Annotated in this window: 13 protein-coding genes and 3 tRNA genes; 4 read left to right on the top strand and 12 right to left on the bottom strand. The window is 70.4% G+C overall.

Features of this window, described 5'->3' with window-relative positions; genetic code table 11:
- Positions 1-148 precede the first annotated feature (148 nt).
- The 4 genes from NQO67_RS35780 to NQO67_RS35765 all read left to right on the top strand — a co-directional run bounded on the left by NQO67_RS35780 (position 149) and on the right by NQO67_RS35765 (position 2,581).
- The gene (locus tag NQO67_RS35780) at positions 149-1,948 is read left to right on the top strand and encodes a metallophosphoesterase family protein (RefSeq protein ID WP_255954614.1); all 1,800 of its coding nucleotides are present in this window, start codon (positions 149-151) and stop codon (positions 1,946-1,948) included.
- A 337-nt stretch (positions 1,949-2,285) separates the two neighbouring features.
- Positions 2,286-2,358: transfer RNA gene (locus NQO67_RS35775), tRNA-Glu, on the top strand.
- A gap of 48 nt (positions 2,359-2,406) precedes the next feature.
- A tRNA-Asp gene (locus NQO67_RS35770) sits at positions 2,407-2,481 on the top strand.
- Positions 2,482-2,504: 23 nt separating this feature from the next.
- Positions 2,505-2,581: transfer RNA gene (locus NQO67_RS35765), tRNA-Phe, on the top strand.
- Positions 2,582-2,686: 105 nt separating this feature from the next.
- On the opposite strand, the gene NQO67_RS35760 is transcribed toward NQO67_RS35765, so the two are convergent.
- The 12 genes from NQO67_RS35760 to NQO67_RS35705 form a co-directional block, all read right to left on the bottom strand.
- Positions 2,687-3,889, bottom strand: coding sequence for a site-specific integrase (locus NQO67_RS35760; protein ID WP_508493694.1), 1,203 nt, complete (start codon positions 3,887-3,889; stop codon positions 2,687-2,689).
- On the bottom strand, positions 3,889-4,074 hold the full coding sequence (locus NQO67_RS35755) for a helix-turn-helix domain-containing protein (RefSeq protein ID WP_255954681.1): 186 nt from the start codon (positions 4,072-4,074) through the stop codon (positions 3,889-3,891). The genes NQO67_RS35760 and NQO67_RS35755 overlap by 1 nt, the downstream gene beginning before the upstream one ends.
- Positions 4,075-4,160: 86 nt before the next feature.
- Positions 4,161-5,195, bottom strand: coding sequence for an AAA family ATPase (locus NQO67_RS35750; protein ID WP_255954612.1), 1,035 nt, complete (start codon positions 5,193-5,195; stop codon positions 4,161-4,163).
- Complete coding sequence (locus NQO67_RS35745) at positions 5,192-5,521, bottom strand: hypothetical protein (protein WP_255954611.1); 330 nt, start codon at positions 5,519-5,521, stop codon at positions 5,192-5,194. Before NQO67_RS35745 ends, NQO67_RS35750 begins: the two co-directional genes overlap by 4 nt.
- Entirely contained in the window at positions 5,518-6,414 is an 897-nt protein-coding gene (locus NQO67_RS35740; RefSeq protein WP_255954610.1) for a bifunctional DNA primase/polymerase, read from the bottom strand. The genes NQO67_RS35745 and NQO67_RS35740 overlap by 4 nt, the downstream gene beginning before the upstream one ends.
- Before the next feature lie 95 nt (positions 6,415-6,509).
- Complete coding sequence (locus NQO67_RS35735; protein ID WP_255954609.1) at positions 6,510-7,190, bottom strand: hypothetical protein; 681 nt, start codon at positions 7,188-7,190, stop codon at positions 6,510-6,512.
- A gap of 130 nt (positions 7,191-7,320) precedes the next feature.
- Positions 7,321-7,575 (bottom strand): hypothetical protein, encoded by a 255-nt coding sequence (locus tag NQO67_RS35730; RefSeq protein ID WP_255954608.1) that lies wholly within the window; start codon positions 7,573-7,575, stop codon positions 7,321-7,323.
- A 51-nt stretch (positions 7,576-7,626) separates the two neighbouring features.
- Positions 7,627-7,821 (bottom strand): hypothetical protein, encoded by a 195-nt coding sequence (locus NQO67_RS35725; RefSeq protein WP_255954607.1) that lies wholly within the window; start codon positions 7,819-7,821, stop codon positions 7,627-7,629.
- 30 nt (positions 7,822-7,851) lie between these two features.
- The gene (locus tag NQO67_RS35720) at positions 7,852-8,106 is read right to left on the bottom strand and encodes a hypothetical protein (protein WP_255954606.1); all 255 of its coding nucleotides are present in this window, start codon (positions 8,104-8,106) and stop codon (positions 7,852-7,854) included.
- 152 nt (positions 8,107-8,258) lie between these two features.
- Positions 8,259-10,421: an ATP-binding protein gene (locus NQO67_RS35715; RefSeq protein ID WP_305126682.1), complete on the bottom strand. Its 2,163-nt coding sequence runs from the start codon at positions 10,419-10,421 to the stop codon at positions 8,259-8,261.
- 193 nt (positions 10,422-10,614) lie between these two features.
- Complete coding sequence (locus tag NQO67_RS35710; RefSeq protein ID WP_255954604.1) at positions 10,615-11,901, bottom strand: hypothetical protein; 1,287 nt, start codon at positions 11,899-11,901, stop codon at positions 10,615-10,617.
- The gene (locus NQO67_RS35705; protein ID WP_255954603.1) at positions 11,901-12,227 is read right to left on the bottom strand and encodes a hypothetical protein; all 327 of its coding nucleotides are present in this window, start codon (positions 12,225-12,227) and stop codon (positions 11,901-11,903) included. The genes NQO67_RS35710 and NQO67_RS35705 overlap by 1 nt, the downstream gene beginning before the upstream one ends.
- Between the last annotated feature and the right edge of the window lie 24 nt (positions 12,228-12,251).

Genomic DNA, 12,251 nt, shown 5'->3' with positions numbered 1-12,251 from the left:
GCAGCCGTGTGCTTCCCACCCCGACCCGGCATGACCCGCCGCGTATGGCCCACCGCGTAGGACACGCCGCGTATGACACCCCGCGTACGCCCCGCCGCGTATCTCGGCCACCGGCATATCTGCCACCGCACTTGGGCATACGGGGTGAATGGCCCGCGCACGCGATGTCGTCTCCGCCCACGCCCTCGTTGCCGCCGCCCGATCCGCCGCCCGAGCGGCAGCCGCGGTCAGGACCGCGGTCAAGGCCGCCTCCGCCCGCCTCCGGCCGGCCGCCCGCCGCTCCTCGCCGCGCCTTTCCGGCCTCGTCCGCGGTCGACGCACCCCCCGTCCGGCGGGCCGCCGCGCCGACGGCCGTCGCCCGGGCGGCAGTGCCCGGTCCGGGTCCCGGTCCGGGTCGACCCGCGTCGAGATCTCGCTCCCCGGACCGGGCGACAGCGGACCGGCGAACCCGTTCCTCCGATGGCTGATCCTCGTCTGTGTGGTGCTGCTCGGCGCCTGGCTGGGGCTGCTGACCGTCGGCAGCGTGCACACGCCGGTCGGGCCCATGGACACCCAGATGGCGCTGCGGCCGTCCCTGACCGGCGGCACGAAGATCGACGTCGCCCCGCTCGGCGCGCTGCAACTGGACTCGCACGTCGCACCGCTCCGGCTCGACGTGGACGTCGACCGGCTCGACCCGGTGCGTTCGGAGGCCCTGGTCAAGCACCCGGAGCGGATCTCGGGACTCCAGACGGAGGTCGCGTCGGACGTCGTGCACGGCACCGTCGACCTGGCCGTGCGCTCCAGCGCGGCGGTCGCCGTAGGTGCCACCGCCCTGGGCCTGATCGTCTACCGTCGCCCGCGCCGTGCCCTCGCCGCCGGTGGCCTCTCGCTCGCCCTGCTCGCCGCGTCCGGCGCGACGGCCTGGGCCACCTGGAACCCGAAGTCGGTCCTGGAACCGAAGTTCTCCGGCCTGCTCTCCGGCGCCCCCTCGGTGGTCGGCAGCGCCCGCAGCATCGTCAGCGAGTTCGACGTCTACCAGCGCGAACTGGCCCGCCTGGTGACCAACGTGACCAAACTCTACGACGTCACGTCCACGCTGCCCGCCTACAGCCCGGACCCGTCCACCATCCGGGTGCTGCACGTCTCCGACATCCACCTCAACCCGGCCAGCTGGCACATCGTGCAATCGCTCGTGGAGCAGTACGACATCTCCGTGGTCGTCGACTCGGGCGACACGATGGACCACGGCAGCGCCGCCGAGAACGGCTTCCTGGACCCGATCAAGGACCTCGGCGCGCCGTACGTGTGGGTACGCGGCAACCACGACTCGAAGACCACCCAGAAGTACCTGGAGCACATGAAGAACGTGCACGTGCTCGACGACGGCCGGGCCGTGACCGTCGCCGGCCTCCGGTTCGCCGGAATCGGCGACCCGCAGTACACCCCGGACCGCTCCATCAAGGCCGCCGGCGACCCGGCCGAGGTACTGGCCGGCGCCCGGCTCGCCGCCGCCGTACGCGACCAGAAGGCCGCGGGCACCCCCGTGAACATCGCGATCGCCCATGAACCGGTCGCGGCGCGCGAGACCGACGGCACCGTGCCACTGGTCCTCGCGGGCCACATCCACCACGAGCAGATGGAGCTCATGAAGTTCGGCACCCGGCTGCGGGTGGAGGGCTCGACGGGCGGCAGCGGCCTGCGCGCGGTGGAGGGCCAGTACCCCGACCCGATCGAGGCATCCGTCCTCTACCTGGACCGGGACACCAAACGCCTCCAGGCCTGGGACGAGATCAAGCTGGGCGGCCTGGGCCTGTCGACGGCCGAGGTCAGCCGCCACCTCCCGGAGGAGAACCAGCCAGGCGCCACCCCGAACCCCGCCGCCAGCCCCCGCTCCAGCTCCAAGCCGACCCCCCACACCTCCACAAGCCCCGGCCAGAGCAGCCCCCCTCCCAGCCCGGCCCCGTAACCGTCACGACCGTGCGACCCGACGGACCCCATTCGGGTGACGGACCGGATGACGGCCCGGGCGACGGACGCTTCATTCGACTGGGCGATGGGCGGGTCGGATGGACGGGGCGACGGACTGGGTGACGGACCGGGTGACGGACGGGTCATTCGACTGGGCGACGGGCGGGTCGATGGACGGGGCGACGGCCACGTCCGCGGGCACGGACGACCCCCGCAGCCCTCCCCTCCCAACCAGCAGCCCCTACCACTCCATAAACCGTTTTGGCGATCCCTCCCACCATCCCATATGCTTCTCACGTCCCCGACGCGCTGAGAAGCGCCCAGGCGGGCCGATAGCCCTCATCGTCTAGCGGCCTAGGACGCCGCCCTTTCAAGGCGGTAGCACGGGTTCGAATCCCGTTGGGGGCACGCACCATGGTGTGCGAGACTAAGTCCCGCACCGATGAAGTTAAGCTTGGTCCTGTGGAGCAGTTTGGAGTGCTCGCCACCCTGTCAAGGTGGAGGCCGCGGGTTCAAATCCCGTCAGGACCGCTGCGATCCCTCGTGTGTCGCACGGCTGGGTAGCTCAGTTGGTACGAGCGTCCGCCTGAAAAGCGGAAGGTCGCCGGTTCGACCCCGGCCCCAGCCACCAGCAAAAAGACCCCCGCCGAAGTCTTCGGCGGGGGTCTTTTACGCCAACGCATACGCCATCAGCTCTCAGCTCTGACGGGCACGCCAGCAGGTTCCAAGGCCAGGCTCAGGACAGGGCGTCCCCGAGCTTTCCGAGCGCCTTCCGCTGCTCGTCCAGCGACGCGTGCGCGTAGATCTTCATCGTGACGCCGATGTCGCTGTGCCCCACGATCTGCCGGACGATGTGCGGCGGCACCCCGAGGTCGAGCAGCAGCGAGACGGCCGAGTGCCGCAGGTCGTGGAACCGGAGATCCAGCCCCAGCCGCTTCCGGAGCGGGTACCAGCTCCGCCGCAGGTTGTCCGGCTCCAGCGGAGTCCCCACGCGCGACGTGAAGACCAGCCCGTGCTCCTTCCAGTCCATGCCGGCCGAGGCCCGTTCCTGCGCCTGCCGCTCGCGGTGCTCCGTGAGCGCCTTCACCACGAGCGGGGGGAGCGGGACGGTGCGGATCGAGGACGCCGTCTTGGGCATGACCAGCTTCAGCTCCCCGCTCACCCGCTGAAGCGCCCGTTCCACGGTCAACGTCTCGCGCTCCAGGTCCACGGCATCCCAGCGCAGACCGAGCAACTCGCCCCGGCGCAGGCCCATGACCAGAGCGAGCACGTAGAGCGCGTGGAAGCGGTCCGTCGAGGACTCCCGGAGGAGGAGCCGAGCCTCCGCGACACGGAGACCCTTACCCGTGTCGTATGCGGGTGTGGGGACCTGTACGAGCTGGGCGACGTTGCGCACGATCAGCTCCTCCCGAACGGCGTTCTGGAGAGCGTTGCGCAGTACGGCGTGGATGGACTGCACCATGCGGCGGGACAGCAGCGTTTTGCAGCAGTCTCCCGCCGCGCAGCACTCGGGCTCGCGGCGCTCCTTGTCCCAGCCGTGTTTGCAGCACTGGCACTCGGATGCGACTCCGGCGAGCCACGTACGGACCTCCGCGGCACGGAGGGTCCGGATCTTCTTCCGCCCGAGTCCGGGCACGATGTGCACCCGGACCACGCTCTCGTACCCCTGGTACGTCTTGGGCCGCCGATGGACCTTGACCACCGTGGCCAGCCAGTAGACCAGGTATTCCTCCAGCCGCATGTTCGTGTCCGGAACCGGGATCCCCTGGTTCTCCTGCGACTGGAGTTCCGTGATCTTCTGGCGCACCTCCTCCCGCGTCTTGCCGTAGACGGAGACCCGCTTGCGGATGCCGCTGGTGGTCGTCACGAAGACGCGACCGTGGTAAGTCCCGTCCTTGCGCCGGGTGATGCTTCCTTCGCCATTGGCGCGCTTGGCCACTATGCCGCCTCCTCGATCTGGTGCTGCATGAAGGCGTGAACGGCATCGGCCGGGATGCGGCGGGCCCTTCCGATACGGAAGCTGGGCAGTTCGCCCGAGCGGATGAGGTCATAGACCTTGAAGCGGCTGAGACGCAGGGCGGCCATGACCTCGGGGACCGTGAGGGCTGTGTGGGTGGTGGGCAGTTTCGTGCGGGTCGGCCCGCTGGGACGACGAGGGCCAGGGCTGCGCTGAGAGTTGGTGGCGGTGACACTGTGACGGCTGTGACTGGTCATTCCTGTCCCCCGTTCTCACGGGCGGCCGTGTAGCCGCCGTCCTTGCGGATGAGCTGGACGTCGTTGGCCATGCGGGCGCAGGTCTGGCGGACCAGGTCCGAGGCCAGGCCGGTGTCGTCGGCGATCTGCTTCGGCTTGGCGCCCGGGTGGGCGCGGACGTAGCGGAGGATCGTTGCGCGGGTGTCGTTGAGGGTGTGGTCGGTTGCCGGGCCTTCGAGGAGTTGCCAGGCGCCGGCCTCGGCGTAGAAGCGCAGGGCGTATTCGGCTTCGTCGACGTCTCGGCCGGTGACGTGTAGGACGCCGTCGGCCTGGCCTCGGGAACGCTTCAGGACGAGGGTGGCGTCCGCGGCGCCGGCCAGGCCGTTGGTGCCGGAGACCTCGGTGAGGAAGTCGTCCGAGCCGGCCTTGCGGACGTGGTGGACCAGGACCATGGCGATGCCGTAGTGGTCCGCGATGCGCTTTGCGTGGCCTACGGCGGCGTAGTCGGCGTCGTAGGCGGACGCGCCGGGCGCGGATGTGCCGCGCATCTTCGCGAAGACGTCGATGACGACCATGCGCGCGTCCGGGTTGCGGTCGATCCATTGGGCGATGGCCTCGTTGCCGCCCTGGGGGAGGGGCGGGCAGGACGTCGCCAGAGTCAGCCCTCGTGGGGCATGGCCGCCGGCTCCGAGGATCTTGCGCATGCGGGTCTGGAGGCGGCGGGGGGTGTCCTCCAGGGCGAGGTAGAGCACTGGGCCGCCGTCCACGGGGACGCTGTCCATGGCCCGGTCGCCGGCTGCGACGGCCAGGGCCAGGCCCAGGGAGAGCCAGGACTTGCCGACTTTCGGCGGGCCGGCGAGCAGGTTCACACCCTCGGAAATGATCCCGGGCACCGCCCACTTCGGCTCGGGGAACTCCGTGGCCATCAGCTCGTCCGCCGTCCAAGCGGTGCGGATGCGCTGTTGGGCGGGCTGGAGCGGGCGCGGTTCCGGAGCGGACTGCGACGGGGCCACGGAGTACAGGTGCGGCGGGTCGTATGGGTCGGTCGTCATGCCGCACTCCCCGAGTTTTCGGACGCGGAGGTGAAGGCGGCGTAGGCCTTGAGCATGACGCCGTTGATCTGCGCCTTGAACCGCAGGTAGTAGCGGTCGGACTCGGTGCAGAACCGTACGTGCTCGGGCGCCACGTCGAGGGCGACTCGCCATGCCTCCAGCTCACTCGGGCCGTGCAGTTGTACGTCTACCTCGTCGGGGAAACCCGTAGTGATCACCGTGTAGGCGGCGGGTAGGGCGGGGTGCTGCTCGGCCAGGGTGAGCATCGTGCGCAGGGCCGCGGCCTGGTCGGAGGTCGTGACGGGGGCTTCGGAAGCGGTGGTCATGCTGCGGTCCTCCGTTCGATGCTGCGGGGCTTCTTGGCTCCTGCGCGCAGGCCCGAGGCGATGGTGCGGTGGGTGTCGCGTTCGGGGAGGCCGGCGTGCAGGGCCGCGGGTGTGAGGCTGTTGGTCACCTCGGTCTTGGTGAGTTCTCCACCGGCGACGAGTTGGCCGAGGGCGACTGCAGCGATGTAAAGGGCGTTGTTGCGCTGGCCGGGGTGGGCGGTGCGGACGCGGCGGATCTCGGCGCGTACGGCGGCGTTGAGGTAGCGGCCGTGGCGGTCCTCGGCCAGGAGCGGAACGGTCAGCGGGGCCTGGGGTGGCAGGGGCTTCGGGGTGAGGAGCGTGACGAGCCACTGCGGCAGTGGAGCCGGGGGTGCGTCATGTACGACGTTGTACGGCCGGCCGTTGATGGTGCTGCCGGCGGCGACGACGTAGCCGCCGTGGGCGCGGGTGTCGATCTTCCAGCCGAGGGTGGCGGCTGTGTTGCGCAGCTCCACGTCGGCGGGAGCCGTGAAGTAGAGGTGGGTGCCGCCGGTGGGCGTGTGGACGGTATAGGTGTCGGTCGGGTAGGGCGCGGCGTACGCCTCGGCGAGGACGGCAAGGGCGTCAGCGCCGTCGGTCACCGACGCCGGAGTGCCGGCGGGCGGAACGTCGGCGCGGTGCTTGGGCACGTCCAAGTCGACGACGATCAGGCAGGACGGGCCGGTGGCGATGCCGATGTTGTAGGGCGCCATCGTCCAACAGCGCCTGACGCGACGGGGGCTGGTGGTCGCTCGGGACTCCCAGCTTCGGATGGCCGGTTGCTTGGCACCGGGGAGGAGCGGGAAGACGTGCCAGCCGCGTTCTGCTGCGGCGAGTGCCGCGTTGAGCAGCGGGCGGGGTGCATGGTGGTGCATTCTTGTGGTGCCTCCTGGTTCCTTGGATGGGATGGGAGGAACCGGGGCAGCGGGCGTCTTTGACCCGTCGGCCGCTGTCCCGGGCATCGGTCGGTTCACGCGGCGCCTTCGCCGGGCCCGTCCGCCTCGTCGAGCTGGTCGCTCCGGGCCGTCATGAGCGTGTGGTGAAGGGCGCTCTCCGCGGTCTCGCCGTAGGCGAAGGCGGTGTCCGCCAGGCCGGCAGCGAGGTTGGTGGCCGCGGTGAGGTCGGGGTCCTGGCAGTCGGCGAGGTCGGCGTAGAAGGACCAGTCCTGTACGACCGCGGCGGCGCGTTCTCGTTCGATGACGTCCTGGCGGAGGGCGATCAGGCGGTGGACGTCGGGCCAGTCGCGCAGTTCCGTGCTGAGGTCGGGCAGGCACGGGGCGGGGCGCACGTAGAGGCCGTCGCGGCGGCTGAGGGCGATGTGCGACGGGCGTTCGCCCAGGAGAACGGCCTGGAGGACTGAGGCGGTGCCGTAGGCGTAGGCCGGGGCCGTGTTCTCGTACAGCTTCCTGGTGTGGGTCTCCAGGCTGCGGTAGGCGTCGGTGAGTTTGGTGACGGCGTCGTCGTGGGGGCTGACGTAGTGGCGTTCGGGCACGTTGACCAAGCCGTCGAGGGGCAGGAGCCGCGCCGGTTCCAGGTTCCAGGCGGCGACCGTGGCGGCCTGGTGGGCGGTGCGGTACTCCCGGGCCGCGATGTCGAGTGCGTGGACGCTTTCGGTGAGGCTGTGGAACCAAGGGGCCGTACGGGTGAGCATGGGCGGTTCCTCCGTGAGGAGTCGGCGTGCGGATGGGTGCGGGCCGGGCTGTCCGATCCCTCCGCGCGGTCCCACCGGCTCGTCGGATGTCTCGTCGACGGGCACACGGTGAGGCCGCACGGAGAGGCCGTCAGCTGGCGGTCGCGTGCACCGCTGCGTCGGTGCCAGCGCTGCGGACGGCGACGAGAAGCGCGCGGAGGTCGTTGCCGACCATCGCGGTCAGGCGCTTCTCGATGCCCTGCCAGGAGGCGGGATCGATGGCCATCAGGGCGGCTACGGCGGCTGGGGTCTTGCCTTCCTCGATGGCGGTGAGCGCGTCGCGGAGTTCGCCGCAGGCCATCAGGGAGATGCGCAGTGGGGTCGTGGTGTTGGGCAGGGTGTTCATGGGCTGGTCTCCTCGGGTGCGGTGAGGGTGGTACGGCGGGCGTGACGGGCGTCAGTTGCCGATGTCGCGGACGGCGTCCGCGACGGCGGTCATGACTTGGTCGATGGGCTCGGCGGCGCCGCTGCGGGCGAGGTAGAAGCCGAAGAGGAGGGTGACGATGGCGGCGCCGACGCCGACCGCCTTGAAGCGGACGAGCAGGACGACGAAGAGGCCGAACAGGAGGAGGGCGGAAATGGAAAGGACCATGACGGGGCCTCTTTTTCAGTTCGTTAAGTTTCAGCGGGTGCCGTCGCGGCGGAGGCGGGTGACGGCGTTGTAGAGGCGGCGGCCGATGCGCAGGCGGTAGCCGTATCCGCGGCAGCGGCGGCAGGCACGGCCGCGCTTGAGGCGGCCGGTGAAGCGCGAGGTGTAGATCTTGGAGCCCCAGCCCTGGCACTTGCGGCAGACGCCGTAGGGGCGTTTCGCGCACAGTGCGGCGTAGCAGAGGGTGAGGAGTATGAGGCCGGGGATGGAGTCGAGGCCGAAGGGCATGGAAGTCCCCTGTCAGGCGGGAAATGGGGGCTGCGCAGGGTGGGCCGCTAGGGGCTAGTGCGCAGCTCAGAGGCGTGATGTGTCGCTAGCGGGGGTGCTAGACCTAGCGGGCGTGCCGCTAGGTCTAGCGATGGCGTTCGGCGTGGTGTGGGCTATGCGGCGTCGGACATTCCGTTACGGTCCGCGATTGCCTTGAGGACGTCAGCGCGCTTGATGCCGCGTCGGTTGGCGCCCTTGCCGTCCTCGGTGGTGCCCCAGACCTGGCCGGTGCGGATGCCGTACGGCTTGAGTGCCGCGGTGAGCTGTTCCGGTGTCCAGGTGTCGTAGACGTCGGGCCGTAGTTCGGCGATGCGGGCGAGGACGGTCTCCGACCAGACCTTTGCCTCGTCGACCGTCATGACTGCGAAGACGTCGGCCAAGAGGTCGTACGAGGCTGCTGTGCCGGTGTCCGGTTGCTCGCCGAGGGCGTATCCGGCGAGGGTGCCGGCGCGCTCCCGAAGGTGACGGGCGCGCAGGGCGATGACGTCGGCCATCACGCCGTCGATCTCCGGCGCACGGACGATCCGGGCGTCCGCGCCCTCGCCGAGGAAGTAGCAGATGCCCTTGTCGAGCCAGGCGAAGAGCGTGGCGCGCACGCCGCGCTTGTAGGCGCCGGTGCCCAACACCATGTCGTTCTCGGTCTGGCCCATGACCTTCAGGCACCAGCGGGCCGAGGCGTTCGCGCTGATGGCGGTCGGGATGCTGTCCTTGTCCGGGCGCTGGGTGGCCAGGAGCAACACGATGCCGGTGGCCGGTCCGCGCTTGACCAGGTCCGTGCAGATGGCCTTGAACTCCGCCCCGTACTTGGGGTGTTCGAACCATTTCTGACACTCGTCGACGCCGATGATGATCGGGTGGAGGCCGAGCGATCGCTTGGAGGCGAGTTCGCTTGTGACCTTGGACTCCGGGCAGAGGTCGCGCGGCAAGGAGCGGATCACCTTCGCCCGGCGGCGCAACTCTTCCTGGACCTCGCGGAGGTCCTTGATCGCGTACTCGATCTCTGCCGTTTCCTCGCCGACGGCATGGCGGTAGGAGACGTGTTCGCCGACCGGGTCGAGGTCGCCGGTGCCCTTGAGGTCATACGTGTGCAGCTCGGCGCGTGGGTCGAGGGCGGCTATGAGGAGCAGGAGGCGCAAGAGGTAGGTCTTGCCCATCCTCGGGATCGCGCCGATCAGGCCGGCGATGTACATGAGCGTGACGTCCACCCACCGACCACGCTGGTCGGTACCCCAGGGGGCCGGCTTGAACAGGTCGACCGTGCTGGCCTTGGTCAACGGCCAGGCTTCCTGCGGAGCCTTCGAGAGATCCTGGTCACCGACCCACAGGCGGAGCCGCCCGGTGTGCTCGTCGGGTACGGCATCGGGCCAGACGCAGCCCAGCGGGCGGCGCAGGCCGGATGCTAGGCGGTCGCGGCGCTCGATCACGTCGGTGACGGTGACGCCGTACGGGAGATCGCCCTCGGCGAGCCAGCCGGGCCCGTCGCGGGTGATGGGCGCCGAGAACACGAAACCGTCCTCGCCGCGGGCCTGCGCCTGGTTGATCGCCTTGATACCGAGGCCACCGAGGGCGCGCAGCACGACGTCGCTGGTGAGTTTCGTGGCCCGTGGGATCTCCACAGCCCTGTGGATGACCGGGGCGTCGGCCGGCTGGCCGAGCCATCCCAGCCCCAGCGTCGCCACGGCGGAGCCGAGGGCGAGGAGCCAGGTCGGGGCCAGCACGTACATCGCGATGGCTGTCGCGGTGCCGGTGAGCGATGCGGCGATCGTGACGAGGGTGCGCCAGCGGACTCGGCGGTCACGCTGGCGGGACAGCTTCAGGTAGCCGTCGATGTCGTCGGCGGTGGCGGCGAGTTGGCGCAGGTGCTCGCCTTCGGCGTCCCTCGCCCAGCGCAGCGTGTTGCCGACGAAAGTGGCGGTGCCGCGGGGCGCCTGGAGGGTGAGGCGGGCGGCGTACCAGGGGGTGCGTACGGCGTGGTACGCGGTGACATGCCAGCCGTACTCGGCGACTCCCTTGCCGGCCGCCTTGAACTCTCGGACGGACTTCGCCCAGGCCGGGACCACGGGGCGGCGGCGTGCGCCGCGTACGCGGTCCATGAGGGTGGGGCCCGAGGGCCCACCCGGGCAGTCGACCATCGTGGCCTTGTCCGGGTCGTCTTGATCGGCGGTGCTGGGGCGGGGGTGCGCGGACGTCGTGTGTTTGTCCCTGCTGCCCCGGTGGTGGGCCGTGTCGGCTTCTACGTCTTCGTCGGGTTCGTCGTCGGAGTCGTCGGCCTGCATTTCCTGCTCCAGGCGTGCGAACAGGTCGCGCTCGTCGTCGTTGTCCCCGTGCTTCACTGGTGCTTCCTTCCTTCAGTGGAGGAACGCCGGGCCCGGCCCTACCGGCCAAAGCAGCGGCCGGGCCACGGCGTGGGTGGTGGGTGTGTGCGGTGCGAAGTGGTGCGTGTGCGGGTGGACGCCGGAGGGCCGCCGGTCAGGGCGTTGCCACGGCGGAAGGTTCGGGAATCGCCGGCTCGGCTGCCTCGGCGTCCGGCTCGTCGGCGTCGTCGCCCATCTCGGGTTGATCGGAAGCCGGCCGCGGACCGCGTTCCTCCTCAAGCCGCACGAAGACGCCGTGTACGTAGCTCGGTGCGCGGGTGGCTCGCTTGGCGGTCTCCCGGATCGTGAGGCCCTGGGTCCAGCCGTCCTCGATGGCGGCGTGGGCCTTGGCCGTATCCAGCTTCTCGGCCGCTGGGCCCTCGGCCGCCGACGAGCCGACGGGCGTCCGGTGTTCAGGTGAACAGCCGCCACCGTTCACCCCGTACGCAGGAACAACGTCGGCGAAGAGCAACCGAGACGGGGCGCCATGGCGCCGGATCGTGTCCGTTGCGTGCCGCATCTGCTCGCGCGTGTTCGCGGCGAGCGCCGAGGCCGCCGGATCCGTGGTGAACTCCTCCCACGGCGACGGCAGGTCGACCGTCGCGAGGGCGGCGGCGTGTCGGCGCGCGGCGAGCTGGTCAAGCAGCGTTCGACGTTGTTCGCGGTCGGTGCCCACGGACGCTCGGGCCACCGCCACGGCCAGGCGGCGCGCGGCGCGTCGACCACTTCGCCGGCCTCGCTGCTCCGGGGTCTTCTCGGCGAGCTGGGCGGCCAGGGCGACGGCCCGGACTGTGGCCCGGTCCCGGGTGATCTGGGCGGCGTCGCGGTTACTTGCGGCGATCCCGAGGCAGGAGAGCATCCGTTCGCGCAGCTCGCGACCCACGACGGCCGCCACGCCGCGCGAGGCGGCGTCCGGCTTGCGGTGCCGTAGCTCGATGCCCATGGCCAGGTGCCACAGCATCGCGGCCATCACGGGCCCGACGAAGGCCCGGACCGTGCCGCCGACAGCACCGGACTCGGCATACGCGGGGATGATCTGAACGCCGGTGATCAGCCAGACGAGAACACCCGGAGCGCCGGGCGCCCGCGCAGGCCCGTTAAGGTTCTGCCTGGCCATGAGCGCGGTGGCGAAGAGGGCCAGTTCCGCGGCACCGAACATCCCCGCACGCTCCGCCGTGCCGCTCATGTCCAGGTAATCAGCGGCGAACCGCCACGACGTGTCCGCGCTGTAGGCCGTACAGCCTGCCGCGGCGACGGACGCAGCCCATACAGCCGGCGTACCGCGCTTCCCGCCGCCGCCCAGCCGGCGCAGAGCACGCCAGGCCGACCATGCGACGAGCAGAACGGCGACGGCCGCTACCAGCGACGCGACGGCACCGTGCACAGGAAGATCGGGCAGCATTACGCAGCCGCCTCCACCCTGGCCACGTCCCGAACCGGTTCGTGGTACGAGTACCGTCGCAGGGAAGCCGCGCAGAGGAGCCATGCCGCGTATGCGGCATCCAGGCGAGCGATCTCGTCGTCCACGCCTTCGTCCATCAGCTCGGCGAACACCTCGCGGGCAACCTCCGCCCGCGCATCCGCCTCCTCGGCCGTTTCGCCCGGCTTACCGACAAACAGCGTTCGGAAGTCCTCCGCCCCGAAGCCCGAATTCTCGGCCTCGCCGAAGGCGGACTCATCGGGCGTAACCATGTTCGCGGCCACCAGGTGGCCGACATATGTACGCATGCGATCTCTCCAAGATCCTCAAGT

This window comes from Streptomyces odontomachi (assembly GCF_024435355.1).
Lineage (GTDB): Bacteria > Actinomycetota > Actinomycetes > Streptomycetales > Streptomycetaceae > Streptomyces > Streptomyces odontomachi.
This window is presented reverse-complemented; position numbering and strand designations above follow the sequence as displayed.

What these genes read in the sequence shown, in the direction of transcription:
- NQO67_RS35780 (WP_255954614.1), top strand. Translation starts at nt 149, where the DNA reads ATGGCCCGCGCACGCGATGTCGTCTCCGCCCACGCCCTCGTTGCCGCC.
- NQO67_RS35750 (WP_255954612.1), bottom strand. Translation starts at nt 5,195, where the DNA reads ATGACGACCGACCCATACGACCCGCCGCACCTGTACTCCGTGGCCCCG.
- NQO67_RS35745 (WP_255954611.1), bottom strand. Translation starts at nt 5,521, where the DNA reads ATGACCACCGCTTCCGAAGCCCCCGTCACGACCTCCGACCAGGCCGCG.
- NQO67_RS35740 (WP_255954610.1), bottom strand. Translation starts at nt 6,414, where the DNA reads ATGCACCACCATGCACCCCGCCCGCTGCTCAACGCGGCACTCGCCGCA.
- NQO67_RS35735 (WP_255954609.1), bottom strand. Translation starts at nt 7,190, where the DNA reads ATGCTCACCCGTACGGCCCCTTGGTTCCACAGCCTCACCGAAAGCGTC.
- NQO67_RS35730 (WP_255954608.1), bottom strand. Translation starts at nt 7,575, where the DNA reads ATGAACACCCTGCCCAACACCACGACCCCACTGCGCATCTCCCTGATG.
- NQO67_RS35725 (WP_255954607.1), bottom strand. Translation starts at nt 7,821, where the DNA reads ATGGTCCTTTCCATTTCCGCCCTCCTCCTGTTCGGCCTCTTCGTCGTC.
- NQO67_RS35720 (WP_255954606.1), bottom strand. Translation starts at nt 8,106, where the DNA reads ATGCCCTTCGGCCTCGACTCCATCCCCGGCCTCATACTCCTCACCCTC.
- NQO67_RS35715 (WP_305126682.1), bottom strand. Translation starts at nt 10,421, where the DNA reads ATGCAGGCCGACGACTCCGACGACGAACCCGACGAAGACGTAGAAGCC.
- NQO67_RS35710 (WP_255954604.1), bottom strand. Translation starts at nt 11,901, where the DNA reads ATGCTGCCCGATCTTCCTGTGCACGGTGCCGTCGCGTCGCTGGTAGCG.
- NQO67_RS35705 (WP_255954603.1), bottom strand. Translation starts at nt 12,227, where the DNA reads ATGCGTACATATGTCGGCCACCTGGTGGCCGCGAACATGGTTACGCCC.